Origin of the sequence: Bradyrhizobium sp. ORS 86 (assembly GCF_045571475.1) — a bacterium.
Classification (GTDB): domain Bacteria; phylum Pseudomonadota; class Alphaproteobacteria; order Rhizobiales; family Xanthobacteraceae; genus Bradyrhizobium.
On sequence record NZ_CP120699.1, the window covers coordinates 4,186,381 to 4,202,836 of the forward strand.

The window sequence follows — 16,456 nt, forward strand, 5'->3', positions numbered from 1 at the left end:
CGTGCCCGCAGCCAGAGGAAAGAGATCGCAAGGCACCGCGCTGTCGTTGCTGCTCGTTCGGCTCAATCCACGCGTCGCGTTGGATGCTCAGGCCGACGGCAGCACGGCCGCAAACGTCGACGGCTATCCGGAGCCGCTCGGCAAGTTCAGCGCCGCGGCAGCGATGCGCGCAAAAGCGCTGCGGGACGGCTTGCCACTCCCCTCTCTGTCCCCCGAAGGCGACGAGATCGAGCGCGACGTCGCGCGCCTGGTCCGGCAACTGGCGCGCCGCGGCCTCGTGGAGTACTGCCTGCGGAGCGCACAAGACACCAAAGACCTGGCGGTGATCGAGCCGCAAACGCCCGACTATTGGCCGCAGATCCAAAAGCTGAGCGATGCGACAATGATTGCCCTGTCGCGCTTCGCCTATTTGCGCCGGCGCGGGACCGAGATGGTGCTGGAATCGCCGCGGGCTGCTGCTGTGTTCAGAATATGCGATCCACGGATCGCGAGCCTGCTCACGATGCTCGTCACACCACAACCGATCGGCCGCATCCGGCGGCGGAACGATTCTCCGGGGCCGGCGCTGCTCGCGCTGCTGCTGGATTGCCAGATTCTCTTCACGGTCGAGGCGGCCAAGCGCGACACGCTTCGGCAGGCCGAGGGAGACGACGCCCTGGTCCTCTGGGATTTTCACGACCTGCTTTTCCATGCCCGCAGCACCGAGGGCCGGCAGGCAAATCCACTCGGCGGCCTCTACCCGCACACCGGAGTGATCTCGCCACTTCCCGCAATCCGGCCTGCCTGGCCTGGCACGACCGTCAGGCTGCCGCCGCCCGACCGGATCGCCTCGCCATTCGAAAGGCTGCTGTACGAAAGGCATTCCACGCGCGATTTCGACGACCGGAAACCGATCGCGCTGAGTGAGCTTTCAATCCTCCTCAACGGAGCCGCGCGCGTCCGATCGAAATGGCGCAGCCAGCTTGAGTTCACGGACCACGCTCCCGACGTCGAGCATGAATATACAGCAAGGCCATATCCCGCGGCCGGCAGCGCCTACGAGCTTGAGCTCTATCTGACCATTGCCAATTGCGATGGCCTGGCGCGGGGATTCTATCACTATGATGCCGATGCCCACGCGCTGACGGCCATCGAGGTTCAGCCGCAACAGTTCGAGGCCATGCTGCAAAGCGCGGCATTTGCCATGGACGCGCCGTCTCCACCGCAGATCCTGATCACGATCGCGACGCGCTTTGGCCGGATCTCCTGGAAGTACAGCGCCATCGCCTATGCGCTGATCCTGAAGGACGTCGGCGTCCTGACCCAGACGCTGTATCTGATGGCGACGGACCTCGATCTCGGCGGCTGTGCGATCGGCACCACCAATATCGACCTGTTCGCGAAAATGACCGGCCTCGAGTTTCACGTCGAGGGCCCGGTCGGCCAGTTCGCGTTGGGGCGCGGTATCGAGCCGCCCGCGCCGTCATAGTCCCCGCTTCGCGCGTCGCGCACGCGAAGCGCATCAGCCGGCGCGTCCGCCCTCTGGCGGGGCGGTCGCCGCGACGATGGTCGTGACGTCGCCAAACGTCTTCACGACCGGCGCAACGATCTTGTGCATCCGATTCTTCGACACCAGCGTGTCGTGCATCACGAGGTTGTCGATGCCCGTGGTGAGGAAGCAGCTTACGGCGTCCTCAGGCGTCTCGATGATCGGCTCGCCCTTGACGTTAAAGGAGGTGTTGATCAGCACCGGCACGCCGGTGAGCGCCTCGAACTCCTTCAAGAGGCGATACAGCATCGGGTTGGTCGCCTCCCGCACGCTCTGCACGCGCGCCGAGCCGTCGACGTGCACGATCCCCGGAATCCTGTCGCGCCATTCCGGCCGGACCGGCTTGGCGATCAGCATGAAGGGCGAGTCCTCCTCCCCTTCGAAAACCTCCTTCATGCGCTCCGTCAGCACGATCGGCGCGAACGGCCGAAACGCCTGCCGGTGCTTGACCCGGCTGTTGAGAATATCCTTCATCTCGGCCCGGCGCGGATCGGCGATCAGGCTGCGGTTGCCGAGCGCGCGCGGGCCGAATTCCGACCGCCCTTGAAACCAGCCGATCACGCGCTGATCGGCGAGCAGCCTGGCAGTGTCGCGGCAGATGTTGTCGCTGCGCCTGGCGTCGATCTGGATGCGGACCAGAAAATTCCGCAACGCTGCCGCCACCTCGTTGTCGCTGTAGGGCCGGCCGACATAGGCGTGATCCATCACGAAACAACGGGGCTGCTTGAGCACCTCCAGCCAGCCGTAGTATGCGCAGCCGATCGCGATGCCGTCGTCGCCGGCGGCCGGCTGAATCCAGATATTCTCGAAGCCTGCTTCGCGCGCGATGCGTCCGTTGGCCACGCAGTTCAACGCGACGCCGCCGGCGATGCAAAGGTTCTTCGCTCCCGTGGTCTCGCGCAGCCAGCGTGCACGCGCCAGCAGCACATTTTCCGTGTCGTCCTGCACGCGCCAGGCGATGTCCTTCCAGTGCCGCATTGCCGGGCTCTTCTCCCAACTGCCGCTGTCGAGCACATAGGGCTGCTGGTTCTCGGCGGTCCAGAATGGCACCTTCAACTTGCCGTCGGTCATCTCGAGCAGATGGCCGACCTGCTCGCGCCGCCCGTAGGGCGCAAGCCCCATCAGCTCGCCGCACTTGTTCCAGTCGCCGAACACGTAAGTCGAGACACGACTGTACAGCGCGCCAAGACCCGGCATGTTGTAGAATTCGTCGCTCAGCAGGCCGCGGGCCGGCTCCATGAAGACCTTCTTCAGGCATTCAACCCGGACGCCGTCGAACCTGTAGTAGCTCTCGGATTCGCGCGCCAGCGGGCTGCCGCCATCGTCGGATGGATAGGGCTCCATCGCATCGGACCGGTAGTTGCCGACGCCATCGACGATCATCACCACCCCGTCCCGGAACGGCGAGACCGCGAACGCGCTGTAGGCGTGCGCGAGATGATGCGAGATCGACACCACCTTGTCAGACTTGGCGCGAAACAGCGGATGCTTCATCGCCTCGTCCCGCTCGGCGATCGGCAGGAATCCCGGCATATCCTGATGAACAAGCCGCTCTTCCATCTCCGGCACCGGCAGGATGTAGCTGTTGCGCACGATGAGGTCGACGTCGTCGAGCGCAATGCCCTCGGCCGCGAGGCAATAGTCGATCACCTCCTTGTAGAACCCGGACGCGTGCTTCTCCCGGGTGATCCGTTCCTTGGAGATTGCAAACGCAATGGCGCCGTCGCGCAGCAGACAGGCGCTCACATCATGGTCGTAGCTGTTGAGACCAAGGACGTAGGTGTGTTGTTTGGGCATGGACACTCTTCGGAGGGGCGGCTCGCAATGTTCACAAAACGACGATCGTGTCGACTTCAAGTTCTCGTGGTGGATTCCTCGGCGCTCCTAATTTCGGTTTCGGCGCCGCACAAATCAAATCGACCGCAGATCAAGATGAACAGAATGAACGGCAGATGAACGACAAGATCAACTCAGCAACGCGATCATCCATCGCCACCCCTCCAGTAACTTGACCCGATCTGATCGTCTCAATAGACTCGCGAAAACTCGCAAGAACCTTAGTGAAGATATTGTCTTAACGCATCGGAACCGAGTGTCGGTCTCGCGCGTCTAAGCAAGACAGCCAGCATCGCTGCTGATGTCTGGAAGTGATCTGGAGATTCTGGAATGACGAAACGCTACAATGTCCTGACGCGCTGCCTGGCGGCGATCGCTTTGCTGTTCGTCTATGTCGCGAGTTCGTCCGCCATTCTGTTGGGCGCGACGACGACGCCGGCACAGGCGCAATGGCGCGGACGCGGCTGGGGCTATCGCGGCGGTTGGGGCTACCGCGGCGGCTGGGGCTACCGCGGCCGTGGCTACTATCCCCGCGGCTACTACGCGCCCGGCCCCCGTTGCTGGTGGACCCCGCGCGGCGTTCGCGTCTGTCGGTGGTAACAGCCTCCGGCGCCGCGTAACCGAAATCCACAACACGACGTCAGGTACGCCGGTCCCGGCGCACCTGATTTTTTTATGCCAAGGGATTTCCGCTTGCCGGGCAAGAAAGAGCCCCGGATGACGCCGGGGCTCCAGTCCACGGGAGAGAACTGCGGAAGCCATGAAATCGACGGCGAGCCGCCTGCCCGGTGGTCGTCGATCACGCTTACGACCACTGCGTGTATGAGAGCAGATTTGAGAGCCTAAGGCTGTAGCCGCGAGGCAACAATCCACCAGTAATGATCGGCACGCCGATGTTCCCGCAATGCGATGGCAAGGCTAGCCATCGATGATCGCGACCGCCCTCGTCCATCCCGCCGACGCGCGCTCGATCTTCACCGGGAAGCACGACACCATGAAGCCGGTGGACGGAAGCTGCTCGAGATTGTGCAGCTTTTCGATGTGGCAGTAGCCGATGTGCCGCCCGGCCTTGTGACCTTCCCAGATCAGGCTGGCGTCCTTCGTCTCGGCGTACTTCTTCGCGGTGTAAACAAACGGCGCATCCCAGCTCCAGCCGTCAATGCCGGTCAGCCGCACACCCCGCTCGAGCAGATACATCGTCGCCTCATAGCCCATGCCACAACCCGAATTGACGTACTCAGGGCGACCGTATTTGGCGCCGGCGCTGGTGTTGACGACGACGATCTCCAGCGGTGACAGCGTGTGGCCGACGCGCTTGAGCTCGGCCTCAACGTCCTGCGCGGTTGCGACGTAACCATCCGGCAGATGCCGGAAGTCGAGCTTCACGCCCGGCTGGAAACACCACTCCAGCGGCACCTCGTCGATGGTCCAGGACCGCTCGCCGCGGTTCATGGTCGGATGGAAATGCCAGGGTGCGTCGAGGTGCGTGCCGTTGTGGGTGGAGAGCGCGACCTGCTCGACGGCCCAGCCCTGCCCGTCCGGCAGATCCTCGGCCTTCAATCCCTCGAAAAACTGCAACATGCGGGGCAGGCCCTGCTGGTGGTCGATGTACTGGATGGTCGGGTGATTGCCGGGCGGATCGGCCGGAACGTCATTCTGCAGGGGAACGGAGATATCGATCAGTCTGCGCGCCATGGCGGTCCTCACGGATTGTTCTTGTCGGGACGGCCTCACCATGCCAGCCCGCTCGTTTGATCGGCAAGCCACAACGGCTCGACCGGATCGCGCGCGGGCACATGGGGCAAGATTGGCCGCTCAAACAGCGTTGGACGACCGAGATGAGATGGTCGGGGCAAGAGGATTCGAACCTCTGACCTGCAGTACCCAAAACTGCCGCGCTACCAGGCTGCGCTATACCCCGATATTTCCGAGAAGCCTGTCGATACACGCATAAACCGGCGCCAGCAAGGCACCCTGTCAGGACTTTCAGCGGCCCTTGAACAGGGGATGGGCCACCCGGTCGCCCGGCTGGATGCCGTATTTTTGCGCGGTCCCCGCGATCACCTCCAGGACGCCCTTCGCGAGCCCTCGCGAGGGAATGATCTTCGTCGACATCGGCTCGGTATTCTCGGCGATGCGCAGGATCCGGCCATCGGCGCGAATGAAGATCATGTCGAGCGAGATATAGGTGTTTTTCATCCACATCGACACCTCCTGCTCCGGCGAGAAGTCGAACAGCATGCCTTTGCCGTCGGCGAGCTCCTTGCGGTACATCAGGCCGGTTTCCTTCTCCTGCTCGGTCGTCGCGAGCTCGACGGAGAAGACGTGAACGCCTGATTTGGTGACGATCTCGAGCGGCTCGAAAGTCGCGGCCTGGGCCCGCGGCCCGGCCAGCGCGCCGAACAGCATGACGAGCGCGGCCACCAGCCAAGGGCGGAGCCGCTCACCAACACGATCAAAATTCATCGATAAGTACTCACGTCGGGAGATTTTGTCCGGGCGGACCCTAACCCGACGATTGCGGCAAATGCCAGAGCCTCGGGGACCGCCTGACTGCTCACGTTTCCGTCAGGCCGATCTCCTCGCCCATGGCTAGTGCGACGACAGTGCAGACGGGCCGCTCTCGGGATGAATCTCGGCGGCCATCATGCCCTTGGAGCCGGGCCCGAACCGCACCAGCACATATTGACCGGGGCGGAGTTCGGTCATGCCGAACCGACGCAGCGTTTCCATGTGAACGAAGATATCCGGCGTGCCTTCCCCGCAGGTCAGGAAGCCGAAGCCGCGCAGCCGGTTGAACCACTTGACCTGCGCGCGCTCGAGCCCGCTGGTCGGAGTCACGGTCACGTGCGTTCGCGGCGGCAACATCTGCGCCGGGTGGATCGCCGTCGACTCGTCCATGGAGACGATGCGGAAAGCCTGATAGCCCTTCGCGCGCTGCACGCATTCAACCACGAGGCGCGCGCCTTCATAGGCGGTCTGATAGCCGTCGCGCCGCAGCACCGTCACGTGCAGCAGCACGTCGGGCCAGCCATTGTCGGGAACGATGAAGCCGTAACCCTTCGAGGCGTCGAACCACTTGATGACGCCGGAAATCTCGACGAGGTTGGCCGCGGCGTCGCCAAGACCAGAGAATGCGTCGATTGCCGGATCGCGCGGCGCACCGCTTGCGTACTCACCCGATCCAAATCTGTTCTGCCCGCTTCCGCTCGCCGGCGGTCCGCCGAGCTTCTTGGACTCAAATCCGTCCGACCCCATGACCCCGGACCCCACACTTCAATTGCAATTTGCCGTCGTTACGGCGACGCCTGAACACGCTGCTACTCATGACCAACTCACGAGAACGCTGCGCGAATCTCGAATCAAAAGATAACACTCCGGCCTGCCGCGCATAGCTAAAAAACCGATCTGCCGGGAACTATGAACAGGCTTGCACAGCCACGAATCAGGCGGGCATCAATTGCCCACAAATGGACCGAGCGTCTCGCCGATGTCGTGGCGGATCACGAGATCGGCAATGTCGTCCTGATCGGTCGGCTCGTTGTTGATGATCACGAGCCGCGCGCCGCAGTTCTTGGCCATCATCGGAAAGCCCGCGGCCGGCCACACCACAAGCGAGGATCCGATTGCGAGAAACAGATCACAATGCTGAGAGAGTTCCGTCGCGCGCAGCATGGCGTCCTCGGGCATAGCCTGCCCGAAAGAGATCGTTGCAGTCTTGACGGGATCGCCGCAGTCCGCGCAATCAGGTGCGCCGCCGGTCGCGTCGAATTGCTGCCTCACCCACGGCAGATCGTAAGCCTTGCTGCAACCGATGCAGCGCGCGTAGGTTGTATTGCCGTGCAGCTCGACAACATCGTCCGCCTTGAAGCCGGACACCTGATGCAGATTGTCGATGTTCTGCGTGATGACGCCAGGAACCTTTCCGACCCGATAGAGCGAAGCAAGCGCACGGTGGCCTCGACCCGGGCTGGCTGCGGCAAAGGTCGATTCCATCGCAAACCGGCGGCGCCACGATTCATCGCGCGCATCCTGGCTGGCGACGAACTCGTCGAACGGGATCGGCCGGTTGCGGCTCCAGATCCCGCCAGGCGAGCGAAAATCGGGGATGCCGCACTCGGTGGAGATGCCGGCGCCCGTGAATGGAACGATGGTCGATGCCTCGGCTATCATGTTGCCGAGTTGCTCGACGCCACTCCGCAGGTCTCTTGCAATCACGTGGAATGATCCGATTGGTCGCTCTGACCATAGCACGGTCCAATCCGTTGCGAGATCGGCACGCGATGGAGCCACAGCAAGCCGCCTTGGCGGATCGATCGAAGTTGTTCGCTGCTCGGTGCGTCCAGATTTGGCCAACTGGAAACTAGGCCAGCGACCCGGCAGCGTGCGCCTTATCCACCGCCATCGGTTGACCACAATCCTGCAACGCTTGCTCCGCACTCACGCCAACATCGCCCCTGCCTATGCGCCGCGGGGCCGCGCCACGAAGAGGATGGGCAATGACTGACAAGGAAGACGCCATCGCGCGTGAACGCGACGAGATCGCCGCACGCGTTGCCAGTTTCCGGGCAACACAACAAAAGTTCGAGCGCGATCGTCAGGAATATTACGCCAACACGCTCGGCAATGCCTGGAGCGGATTTCAACGCAAAACGGCATGATCTCGTGCGACCTCAGGCAAGGTCCATGACGCGAGTTGATGCATTCCCTCACGACAGTGACGCAGCCTGCGTGCTCAGATCACGCTGACAAGGGACGCCACAGCGCGATCGGCATCCGACCGGTCGCCTCCGATCCGGAGTCGAAAAGCCCGAAGCGATGTGCTGTGCTTCGGCTTCCGGCGATCACCAATAGTGGCGCCAATAGGGCCGATAATACGGGCCGCCGTAGTAACCGCCATAGTACGCGTAGGGTCCCGGGCCGTAATAGCGCGGCCCGTAATAACGCGGCCCATAGTAGTACCCGGGATAGTAACCTGGCCCGTAGTAGTAGGGGCCGTAGGCGCCCGCGACGCCTGCAGCGATCGCGCCGGCGGCCAGGCCGAAGGCCAGGCCAGGCCAAATACCGCGCGCCTGCGCCGGCGCGCTGACCATGGTCGCGCCAACCGTCGCGACCGTCGCCAGAACTGCCAATCCCTTTTTCATGCGCAACCTCCTCACATGATCTGACGAATTGACGACTGACGAAACAACGCAGTCGCACAGCGGCGGTTGCAGATCGAACCTCGATCGGAACCGCCGAGTTCCAAAGCCATGCGATTGCGCAGAGCTACCATCGGTTAGTGTATGAACAAAAAAACAACCTTGGGGTTAAAAGCTAGAGCCAAGAGAGGGTTGGCAACATGCCAGCGTGGATGGAACTTCTGCTGAACGTACTGGGCTTTGCCGGCTTCATCGGCATTGCGATGTACCACAAGCATCCGAACGGGAAGCTGCCCGACTAGCGACCGAAGGTGGCTATGCTAACCCGGCTTGTGCCAATCACCTGCGGGCTGGCCAGCGTGGCAGGTCGGCCGATGCGAAAATCGTCCACTGCTTGTTCAGCAATTATCCGCAGCAAATCCACAGCGGCGACAACGGGAATTCACCAAGCAAATACAATATCCTTGCTGCGCACATATCCACAGCGTCCGCGTCGTGAGCTCTCAGGCGTCCGCCAGCCATTTCAGAGTGGCCCGAAAACTCAGGCTGCGCGTTCCGACCAGCACCGTGCCGAACGCATCCGCGCCATCTTCTCCAAACGTTCCGGAGAAGCCGCTGTGGACCTCCTGCCCGCCCGCCAGGGGCCGCACGAACGGATCAGGCAGCGGCGTATGCTGGCTGGTGCTGAGATGTCCCTTCCAGGTCCCGTCACCGACGGTGTAGGCGCCGATCGACCAGAAATAAGGACCGCCGCCGATCAGCACGCCATCGCGCAAGATCAGGATGCCGCTGTCGCGCCCCTTCACGCCGTCGGTCATGTGCATGTGAACTGAGTAAAGCCCGTTCTTCATCGCTCGTGTCGTCTGCCTCCGTGCGGCATTATTGCGCGAACCGGGACGATCTGCGAGCGGCGGCATGCCGCGGTCTGCTCACCCGGTGGGCCCGGTGCCGGGCCCAGGTTCCCAGTCAGCATTTATTCACAAATCGTTAAGGGCGCGCTGCCAAGGTCGGGCCGGAGGAAAGCCATGCTCATCTATCCGGTGCCTACCGAAGTGACACGAGCCAGAGTGCAGCTCGTCGCCGACCAGACCGCGAAGGCCGAGCCCCGCATTGTCAGCGAGGACGTGCTGGACGTGTTCGCCGCCAAGAACAAGGCTGACCGCGACGCCGTGGAGACCATCCTCGATATCAAGGCGTGACCTGCCGCAGCCCGGCACCTGTCAGCCCGTGTCGGGGCGTGGCGGCCTTTCCAAATCGTGACCGCGCGCATGCCGGACCGGCTGGATAGCGCCCTGCCGCAGCAAGCGTTTTGCTGCTATTGAGGGCACGAACCATCCAACCAGAACCGTCTCCGGAAAATCCAGGGAGCCCAACCATGCGCTATCTTCACACCATGTTGCGCGTCCGCAACCTCGATACGGCGCTCAAGTTCTATCAGGACGCTTTGGGGCTTACGGAAGTCCGCCGCATCGACAATGACAAGGGGCGTTTCACACTGGTGTTCCTCTGCGCGCCCGAGGACGTGCATTTGCTCAAGGCGCTGCCGCAGACTCGCGGCGCGCCATTGGTCGAACTCACCTACAATTGGGATGAGGAGAAATACGGCGAGGACCGTTATTTCGGCCACCTCGCCTACGAGGTCGACGACATCTATGCGACCTGCGAGAGGCTGATGAAGATGGGCGTCACCATCAACCGTCCGCCGCGCGACGGCAACATGGCCTTCGTCCGCTCGCCCGACCTGCACTCGATCGAGCTCCTGCAAAAGGGCGATCCGAAGCCGCCGGCGGAGCCCTGGACGTCGATGCCCAACACGGGCCATTGGTAAGCGTTGTACAAATTCCTCGTGCATGTCCGCCATCCCGCCTACCGCCTGGTGGTGAAGGCGGACGCGCCCTTTCCGTCCGCGACAAGTGAAGGCGAGTGGCGGCTGACGCGCACGCGACGCGCTGACGACGTCAATCCCGAGGTGCGCGAAGCCGTCGATCGCGACGGCTACTCACTGTTCCGGATCGGGCTCTCGCTCTCCGAGCTTCCGCTATCCTGACTGCGCGCATGCGAGCCGACTGCGGTTGCGCATGAGAGCCTGTCGCACCGCGGCGGGTTTCGATTCATTGCTCCTAGTACAATTCACCGAGCGCTTTTCGCAAACGACTGCGCTATGAACACGGGCCGAGCACAACTGCGGGAGAGAACATGTGACCGACAGCAAGCCGCAACTGACGATCTGGGGCCGGGCCAATTCGGTCAATGTGCAGAAAGTCCTGTGGTGCCTTGCCGAGCTCGACCTGCCGTATCAGCGCATCGACGCCGGCATGCAGTTCGGCAAGAACGACCGGCCCGAATACCTCGCCATGAACCCGAATGGTCGTATCCCGACGCTGGTCGACGGCGACTACGTGCTGTGGGAATCGAATTCGGTGATGCGCTATCTCTGCATGGCCCACGGTCAGGGCTCGTCAATTTATCCGCACGCGCCAAAGGCGCGCGCCTCAGTCGACCGCTGGCTCGACTGGACGTTGTCGACGGTGCAGCCGGTCGACCGGCCGGTGTTCTGGGCGCTGGTGCGCACGCCGCCGGAAAAGCGCGACATGGTGCAGATCCAAAAAGACGTCGATGCCGAGGGCGTGGTGTGGCGGGTCGTCGAGACCCAGCTCGCGAGCCGCCGCTTCATCGAGGGCGACCAGTTCACGATCGCCGATATCGCGCTCGGCGCTTTTGCGCGGCGCTGGCTCGGCGTGGAAGGCGTCGTCAAGCCGAAGCTGCCCAACCTCGAGCGCTGGTTCGGCGAACTTGGGCAGCGGCCGGGCTTCATCCGTTTCGTCGCACCGCCGATGTCTTAGCGCGGGCGAAAGCCACCTAACGCCCGGTGGACATTCCGCCGCCCACGCTGATGCCGCCGCCGAGCTTCACGCAGGTGTCGCTGCCTTCCAGCTTGACGAAACCCGGTCCGAACGATGCGCAGGGATTGCTTCGCGTCGAGCGTTTCGACGGCAGCGTCTTCCAGGCATCAGGCGGCGTTTGAAATTTCCGTCCGCTGCCCTGCTCTGCGAACACGGCCGCCGGAAGCAGCATAGCGGTGATGATGAGGCATGTTTTCAGCATTCGGCCTTTTATCGCGCGCAGCCGGTGCAGGCTAGCTGACGAATTTGACGCCGAACGTCTTGCCGTCCTGCCAGACCACTTCGCAGGCGCGCCCGGTGCGGGCGTCGCGCGAGAACGCCAGCCGCAGCTTGGTCGGCAGTGTGTTGCTGTCTTGGACCGTGATCTTTGCACCCGACGACGACATATCCTCGACGAGGCAGGGGCGCACGGCAAATCCACCTTCAAGGGTGACCCAACCGGGCCGGCGCAACGATTTGCGCGCTTCGCGCTTTTTTGTCCCGAACATCATCGCATCATCCCAAGGCTCAGCCCTAATCCGGGCTGCTTGACAATCGGTTGCGAAATCGCTGCGAATTGCCGCGATCGAGGCACCGGTGGCTCACGCCAGCGCCCTCGCCGATTGATGACAGAGACAATCCCATGAATTTGCAGGGATTTTCGATTGCGCCGAATCCGTTCACGTATAAGCTGAAGAGCAATTTCATTTCGCGAGAACCTCGATGCGATCTCTTTGGTCGCGACTGCTGGCGCTCTGGATCATGCTGGTCATTTCGGGAGCGGCAACGGCCTACCTCCTGTTCGAATCCTTCCAGCAGACGGCGAACGCGCGCGTCGCGCGCTCAGAGGAGCTGGTGGCGCGAGCCTGCCGAGACATCGCTGATCGCTACCAATTCTTCGTCTCCGGTTGGACCGGCGGGCCGCTTGACGATCGGCTGAAGCAGGAACTCACGAGCTTGGTTCAGATCGCGCTCTCCAGCGCGATCGGCGTCGAGGGAGGCATCTGGCAAGCCGGTTCGGGCTCTCTGGCCTACGCTTTCCCTTCCTATGAGGGTACGGGTCCGAAGACGGATCTTCCCGCCGCAGAATTGAACACGATCCGTGACGTCAATGCCGAAGCGGTACGTTCCGGCCGGCCGGCCGGCCGACAGCAGCCGGCGCGATCACAGGTCCTGCTCGTGCACGCCTGTCCACTGCGCGGTCCCCTGCAGGGCGTCACGGCCTGGACAATGACCCGCGCCTTCACCGCGGAGGGGCCAGCCTACACGCAATTGCTGACCGGGCTGCTTGTGCTTGCACTCACCATCTTCGGCTCGGCGATCTGGCTCGCGCGGGTGCTGCTGTCATGGTCGCGGAAGATAGCGGTGCTGGAGAAAGCACTGGGCAAGAGCGAATTCGGCTCGGTCGACCTTCCAAAACTTCCGCGTACGGGCGAACCGGAACTCGACCGGCTGGTTGACGCGTTGAACCAGACCGGCGAACGGCTTGCGCTGGAGCAGCATCGCGCAAGTACAGCCGAGCGCCTTGCCGCCGTCGGCCGGCTGTCGGCGGGACTTGCACACGAGATACGCAATCCGATCGCCGCTATGCGACTGAAGGCGGAAAACGCGCTTGCCGCGAACGATGGGGCTCGCAAGACGACCGCGCTGCAGGCGATCCTTCAGCAGGTCGCGCGGCTGGACACGTTGCTCCGCAATTTGTTGCAAATGACCCAGGCCGGCGAACTCAAGTCGACGGAGGTCGAGCTTGCGTCATTCCTGGAAAGCACGATCGAACCGCACCGGGAATTGGCGGCGGCAAACGGCCTGTCGCTGGAGACGGGAACCGCCGGCCCGAACAATCCGTTGCCTCGCTTTGATCCCTCCCAGATGCAGCGCGCTCTCGACAATCTGATCCTCAATGCCATCCAGAGCACGCCGGCGGGCGGGCGCGTCGTGGTGGACGCCCGGCGGCAACACGATCACTTGTTGCTTTCCGTGACCGACACCGGCGCAGGGGTGAGCGAGGAGATGCGCGAGCGCCTGTTCGAGCCGTTCGCCACCGCACGCGCCGGGGGAACGGGACTTGGGCTCGCCATCGTGCGCGAGATTGCGCGTGCTCACCGCGGAGAAGCTCGCCTTGCCCACACCGAGCGCGGCGCGAGGTTTGAGATCGAGGTGCCATGGCAAACGTCCTGATTGTCGATGATGACCTGGCGCTGCGCGAAGGTCTCGCAGAGGCATTGAGCGACCTCGGCCACACACCGCAGACGGCCTCATCGGGGCGCGAAGGTCTCGCCGCGCTGTCCGACGAGGTGGACGCGGTGCTGCTCGATCTCAAGATGCCCGGGATGGATGGCATCGAGGTGTTGCGCCGCATCCGATCGCTGGAGAGCCCGCCTGCCGTGGTGGTGCTGACCGCTTTTGCGAGCGCCGAGAACACCATCGAGGCCATGCGGCTCGGCGCCTTCGATCACCTCACAAAACCCATCGGGCGCGACGAGCTGAGAACCCTGATGGGGCGCTTGCCGTCGCGGCTGCGGCCGGTCACTACTGCGAGCAAAGGCAGTCTCGATACCCTGATCGGATCGAGCGAAGGCATGCGGCGCGTGCAGAAGGCGATTGGCCTTGCGGCCGACAGCCAGTCGACGGTTCTCATTCTCGGCGAAACCGGCACTGGCAAAGAGCTGGTGGCGCGCGCGCTGCATGTGCATAGCCAGCGCAAGGACGGCCCATTCATCGCCGTCAACTGCGCCGCGATCCCGCCTGACCTGCTGGAGAGCGAACTCTTCGGCCATGTGAAGGGATCGTTCACCGGCGCGACCAGCGACCGTACTGGCGCCTTTCGCGACGCCGATCGCGGCACGCTGTTTCTCGACGAGATCGGCGACATGCCGCTTGCGATGCAGGCGAAGATCCTGCGCGTGCTGCAGGAACGGATGATCACGCCGGTCGGCGGCAAACCGGTCCACACCACAGCGCGGGTCGTGACCGCGACTCACCGCGACCTGCCAAAACTCGTGGCGGCCGGCGAATTCCGCGAGGATCTCTACTACCGTCTCAACGTGGTTCCGATCGCGATCCCGCCGCTGCGCGAGCGGCCGTCCGATATCGTGCCGCTCGCCGAGCATTTCCTTTCGGTCTCGGCTGCGTCTAGACCGCACACCAAGCAACTCGGTCGCGGCGCAATCGACAAGCTCACGCATTACAACTGGCCAGGCAATGTCAGGCAATTGCGCAATGTCATCGAGCGGGCCTGTGTGCTGACCCGAAGTCACACCATTGAGGCCGACGATATCGACACCGCCGCCGGGGAAAATCGTCCAATTCCGAGCGCCCCCCCGGAGCGCGATCTGCCGGCGGCGGTGGCGCAGCTCGAGGAAGCAATGATCCGCAAAGCGCTGGACGCCTGCGGTGGGAACCGCACCGAGGCGGCGCGGCGTCTCAACATCAACCGGCAGCTCCTCTACACCAAGATGCAGCGTTACGGCCTGATCGGCAGCGATTCGTCAGAAATCCCGACACCTCGCGTCGGAAAAGACGACGATTGAACGACGCTTCCTCCCGCTAACTCCTTCACAAACAAGCACTTCGGCTTTGGCACGCTCGTTGCTGAAGCTTTCGCAGCGGCGATGACGTCGCCGTTCGAAGGGAGCTCGATGATGAAGGTATTGAAGAAACCGACACGCGCACTTGGATGCGCGTTGCTCGCCGCAACCACCGTCGGTGCCGCGAGCGTCTACGCCCAAATCCCCGCCGCGGTCTGGGACTCGTCGCAACTGCCCGAGACGCGCGGCCGGGTAAAGCAATACACGTTGACGCCCCGCGGCGACGTTGACGGGTTGATCCTTGTCGACGGCACGGAAGCGAAGCTGCCGCCGCATCTCTCCGCGCAGACCGTCTATGCCATTCGCCCCGGCGATGAGGTTTCGATCCGCGGACTCCGTGCGCGAGCCATTCCATTGATCGACGCCGCGTCGGTCACCAATGTCACAACCGGCAGAAGTATCGCCGACAACGCGCTGCCGCATGGTCCCGACCGCGACCGGGTGCAGCAGGCCATTGGCGGCCGGATCGTCACCTTACTGCACGGCAAGCGCGGCGAGGTGAACGGTGCCCTGCTCGACGACAGCACTCAGCTCCGCCTGCCTCCGAAGCAAGCCGAGCGCTTTGCGGACTGGCTACAGCCCGGTCAAACGGTATCCGCCCGCGGCGTGCTGCTCGACAGCGCGCTTGGCAAAGTCATGGACGTACAAGCGCTCGGCGCTTCGCCCGATCAGATGACCGAACTCGACGGACCGCGTCCGCCGCGGGGCCCCAAAGGCGGCCCCGACCGGTTCGGTCCGCCTCCTCCGCCCCCGCCGCGCGGCTGAGGCCGAACTCGACGTTCACAACCAAGACGAACAGAGGAGACTACGATGCACTGGATTGATCCGAACTGCTTGCCGGAAGCAAACGGCACTGTCGAACGCTTCGTTCTCAACCCGCACGGAGAGGTCGACGGCTTTGTCATGACCGGCGCGATGCAGTCGCCCGTCCTCGTCCACACGCCGCCGCATATGGAGCCCGAGCTCACCCGCCACGTGAAGGCGGGCGATGCGGTCTCGGTCCGCGGTGTGCGGCCACGCAAGCCCGATCTCATCGCGGCGGTCGCCGTCACTGCGGCGAACGGCGCGAGCATCATCGATGCGGGCCCCGGTCACGAGCGAGAACATCCCAAGCTCGAAAAGAAGAAGATGACGGCCGAGGGAACGGTGCGCCTGTCGCTGTTCGGTCCGAAAGGTGAGCTTCGCGGCGCGCTACTTACCGACGGCACTGTGATCCGTATCGCGCCGAAGGAAGCTGAACAGCTTGCCGGGCTTCTAGCACCGAACGCCAAGATCGCCGTGACAGGCGACGGCCTCGACACCAAACATGGCCGCGTCGTGCACGCCAAGCAGATCGGCACCTGCAGCCGTGATCTCCGTCCGATCAAGGAGGCAAAGCCCAAACCCAAGCACGAGACGGAGCCCAAACACGACCGCCCCGCACACGCCTGAAAGGGATCGTGATGAATGGATTTGGCGGAATCACATCAAGGGTCTAGGCCG

At 63.3% G+C, this 16,456-nt stretch carries 20 protein-coding genes and 1 tRNA gene; 11 read left to right on the top strand and 10 right to left on the bottom strand.

The genetic code is table 11. From position 1 onward, the window contains the following. Nucleotide 1 precedes the first annotated feature (1 nt). Nucleotides 2–1,468, top strand: coding sequence for a SagB family peptide dehydrogenase (locus P6U25_RS19515; protein ID WP_407146384.1), 1,467 nt, complete (start codon nt 2–4; stop codon nt 1,466–1,468). Nucleotides 1,469–1,501: 33 nt separating this feature from the next. Here the strand turns inward: P6U25_RS19515 and P6U25_RS19520 are convergent, their stop codons facing one another. Beyond that, nucleotides 1,502–3,325: a carbamoyltransferase gene (locus tag P6U25_RS19520; RefSeq protein ID WP_407146385.1), complete on the bottom strand. Its 1,824-nt coding sequence runs from the start codon at nt 3,323–3,325 to the stop codon at nt 1,502–1,504. Nucleotides 3,326–3,694: 369 nt separating this feature from the next. On the opposite strand from P6U25_RS19520, the gene P6U25_RS19525 reads away from it, so the two are divergent. Further along, complete coding sequence (locus P6U25_RS19525) at nt 3,695–3,964, top strand: hypothetical protein (protein ID WP_407146386.1); 270 nt, start codon at nt 3,695–3,697, stop codon at nt 3,962–3,964. Nucleotides 3,965–4,282: 318 nt separating this feature from the next. Here P6U25_RS19525 and P6U25_RS19530 read toward each other — a convergent pair whose 3' ends face one another. The 5 genes from P6U25_RS19530 to P6U25_RS19550 form a co-directional block, all read right to left on the bottom strand. Further along, the gene (locus P6U25_RS19530; protein WP_407146387.1) at nt 4,283–5,059 is read right to left on the bottom strand and encodes a cyclase family protein; all 777 of its coding nucleotides are present in this window, start codon (nt 5,057–5,059) and stop codon (nt 4,283–4,285) included. Nucleotides 5,060–5,208: 149 nt separating this feature from the next. Further along, nucleotides 5,209–5,285, bottom strand: a tRNA-Pro gene (locus tag P6U25_RS19535). Between the two features lie 65 nt (nt 5,286–5,350). Beyond that, a complete protein-coding gene (locus tag P6U25_RS19540) occupies nt 5,351–5,830 on the bottom strand; it encodes a DUF192 domain-containing protein (protein ID WP_407146388.1) in 480 nt (159 codons plus the stop codon). A 126-nt stretch (nt 5,831–5,956) separates the two neighbouring features. Then, the gene (locus P6U25_RS19545) at nt 5,957–6,622 is read right to left on the bottom strand and encodes a cold-shock protein (RefSeq protein ID WP_407146389.1); all 666 of its coding nucleotides are present in this window, start codon (nt 6,620–6,622) and stop codon (nt 5,957–5,959) included. Between the two features lie 198 nt (nt 6,623–6,820). Further along, entirely contained in the window at nt 6,821–7,582 is a 762-nt protein-coding gene (locus P6U25_RS19550; RefSeq protein WP_407146390.1) for an SIR2 family NAD-dependent protein deacylase, read from the bottom strand. Nucleotides 7,583–7,863: 281 nt separating this feature from the next. On the opposite strand from P6U25_RS19550, the gene P6U25_RS19555 reads away from it, so the two are divergent. Then, a complete protein-coding gene (locus P6U25_RS19555; RefSeq protein ID WP_407146391.1) occupies nt 7,864–8,025 on the top strand; it encodes a hypothetical protein in 162 nt (53 codons plus the stop codon). A 183-nt stretch (nt 8,026–8,208) separates the two neighbouring features. Here the strand turns inward: P6U25_RS19555 and P6U25_RS19560 are convergent, their stop codons facing one another. Further along, nucleotides 8,209–8,508: a hypothetical protein gene (locus tag P6U25_RS19560; protein WP_407146392.1), complete on the bottom strand. Its 300-nt coding sequence runs from the start codon at nt 8,506–8,508 to the stop codon at nt 8,209–8,211. A 500-nt stretch (nt 8,509–9,008) separates the two neighbouring features. Continuing rightward, complete coding sequence (locus P6U25_RS19565) at nt 9,009–9,356, bottom strand: GrlR family regulatory protein (RefSeq protein WP_407146393.1); 348 nt, start codon at nt 9,354–9,356, stop codon at nt 9,009–9,011. A 174-nt stretch (nt 9,357–9,530) separates the two neighbouring features. On the opposite strand from P6U25_RS19565, the gene P6U25_RS19570 reads away from it, so the two are divergent. The 4 genes from P6U25_RS19570 to P6U25_RS19585 all read left to right on the top strand — a co-directional run bounded on the left by P6U25_RS19570 (nt 9,531) and on the right by P6U25_RS19585 (nt 11,348). Continuing rightward, a complete protein-coding gene (locus P6U25_RS19570) occupies nt 9,531–9,704 on the top strand; it encodes a hypothetical protein (protein ID WP_407146394.1) in 174 nt (57 codons plus the stop codon). Between the two features lie 176 nt (nt 9,705–9,880). Beyond that, complete coding sequence (locus tag P6U25_RS19575; RefSeq protein WP_407146395.1) at nt 9,881–10,333, top strand: VOC family protein; 453 nt, start codon at nt 9,881–9,883, stop codon at nt 10,331–10,333. A gap of 3 nt (nt 10,334–10,336) precedes the next feature. Further along, entirely contained in the window at nt 10,337–10,552 is a 216-nt protein-coding gene (locus P6U25_RS19580) for a hypothetical protein (protein ID WP_407146396.1), read from the top strand. Nucleotides 10,553–10,703: 151 nt separating this feature from the next. After that, a complete protein-coding gene (locus P6U25_RS19585) occupies nt 10,704–11,348 on the top strand; it encodes a glutathione S-transferase family protein (RefSeq protein WP_407146397.1) in 645 nt (214 codons plus the stop codon). Nucleotides 11,349–11,364: 16 nt separating this feature from the next. Here the strand turns inward: P6U25_RS19585 and P6U25_RS19590 are convergent, their stop codons facing one another. Together P6U25_RS19590 and P6U25_RS19595 are read right to left on the bottom strand one after the other, a co-directional pair. Further along, nucleotides 11,365–11,610, bottom strand: a complete 246-nt coding sequence (locus P6U25_RS19590) for a hypothetical protein (RefSeq protein WP_407146398.1) — start codon at nt 11,608–11,610, stop codon at nt 11,365–11,367. 31 nt (nt 11,611–11,641) lie between these two features. After that, the gene (locus tag P6U25_RS19595) at nt 11,642–11,899 is read right to left on the bottom strand and encodes a PilZ domain-containing protein (RefSeq protein WP_407146399.1); all 258 of its coding nucleotides are present in this window, start codon (nt 11,897–11,899) and stop codon (nt 11,642–11,644) included. Between the two features lie 211 nt (nt 11,900–12,110). Between P6U25_RS19595 and P6U25_RS19600 the strand changes: the two genes are divergently transcribed. From P6U25_RS19600 to P6U25_RS19615, 4 genes are all read left to right on the top strand, one after another. Next, complete coding sequence (locus P6U25_RS19600; RefSeq protein ID WP_407146400.1) at nt 12,111–13,565, top strand: sensor histidine kinase; 1,455 nt, start codon at nt 12,111–12,113, stop codon at nt 13,563–13,565. Continuing rightward, nucleotides 13,550–14,917 carry a sigma-54-dependent transcriptional regulator gene (locus P6U25_RS19605; RefSeq protein WP_407146401.1) on the top strand — a complete coding sequence of 456 codons (1,368 nt, stop codon included), beginning with the start codon at nt 13,550–13,552 and terminating at the stop codon, nt 14,915–14,917. The genes P6U25_RS19600 and P6U25_RS19605 overlap by 16 nt, the downstream gene beginning before the upstream one ends. A 111-nt stretch (nt 14,918–15,028) precedes the next feature. Then, nucleotides 15,029–15,739 carry a hypothetical protein gene (locus tag P6U25_RS19610; RefSeq protein ID WP_407146402.1) on the top strand — a complete coding sequence of 237 codons (711 nt, stop codon included), beginning with the start codon at nt 15,029–15,031 and terminating at the stop codon, nt 15,737–15,739. Between the two features lie 45 nt (nt 15,740–15,784). Further along, on the top strand, nt 15,785–16,405 hold the full coding sequence (locus tag P6U25_RS19615) for a hypothetical protein (protein WP_407146403.1): 621 nt from the start codon (nt 15,785–15,787) through the stop codon (nt 16,403–16,405). Nucleotides 16,406–16,456 lie beyond the last annotated feature (51 nt).

Coding starts and splice junctions, on each gene's coding strand:
- P6U25_RS19545 (WP_407146389.1), bottom strand. CDS start 6,622: ATGGGGTCGGACGGATTTGAGTCCAAGAAGCTCGGCGGACCGCCGGCG.
- P6U25_RS19575 (WP_407146395.1), top strand. CDS start 9,881: ATGCGCTATCTTCACACCATGTTGCGCGTCCGCAACCTCGATACGGCG.
- P6U25_RS19605 (WP_407146401.1), top strand. CDS start 13,550: ATGGCAAACGTCCTGATTGTCGATGATGACCTGGCGCTGCGCGAAGGT.
- P6U25_RS19590 (WP_407146398.1), bottom strand. CDS start 11,610: ATGCTGAAAACATGCCTCATCATCACCGCTATGCTGCTTCCGGCGGCC.
- P6U25_RS19555 (WP_407146391.1), top strand. CDS start 7,864: ATGACTGACAAGGAAGACGCCATCGCGCGTGAACGCGACGAGATCGCC.
- P6U25_RS19570 (WP_407146394.1), top strand. CDS start 9,531: ATGCTCATCTATCCGGTGCCTACCGAAGTGACACGAGCCAGAGTGCAG.
- P6U25_RS19595 (WP_407146399.1), bottom strand. CDS start 11,899: ATGATGTTCGGGACAAAAAAGCGCGAAGCGCGCAAATCGTTGCGCCGG.
- P6U25_RS19560 (WP_407146392.1), bottom strand. CDS start 8,508: ATGAAAAAGGGATTGGCAGTTCTGGCGACGGTCGCGACGGTTGGCGCG.
- P6U25_RS19610 (WP_407146402.1), top strand. CDS start 15,029: ATGAAGGTATTGAAGAAACCGACACGCGCACTTGGATGCGCGTTGCTC.
- P6U25_RS19615 (WP_407146403.1), top strand. CDS start 15,785: ATGCACTGGATTGATCCGAACTGCTTGCCGGAAGCAAACGGCACTGTC.
- P6U25_RS19525 (WP_407146386.1), top strand. CDS start 3,695: ATGACGAAACGCTACAATGTCCTGACGCGCTGCCTGGCGGCGATCGCT.
- P6U25_RS19565 (WP_407146393.1), bottom strand. CDS start 9,356: ATGAAGAACGGGCTTTACTCAGTTCACATGCACATGACCGACGGCGTG.
- P6U25_RS19530 (WP_407146387.1), bottom strand. CDS start 5,059: ATGGCGCGCAGACTGATCGATATCTCCGTTCCCCTGCAGAATGACGTT.
- P6U25_RS19540 (WP_407146388.1), bottom strand. CDS start 5,830: ATGAATTTTGATCGTGTTGGTGAGCGGCTCCGCCCTTGGCTGGTGGCC.
- P6U25_RS19520 (WP_407146385.1), bottom strand. CDS start 3,325: ATGCCCAAACAACACACCTACGTCCTTGGTCTCAACAGCTACGACCAT.
- P6U25_RS19600 (WP_407146400.1), top strand. CDS start 12,111: ATGCGATCTCTTTGGTCGCGACTGCTGGCGCTCTGGATCATGCTGGTC.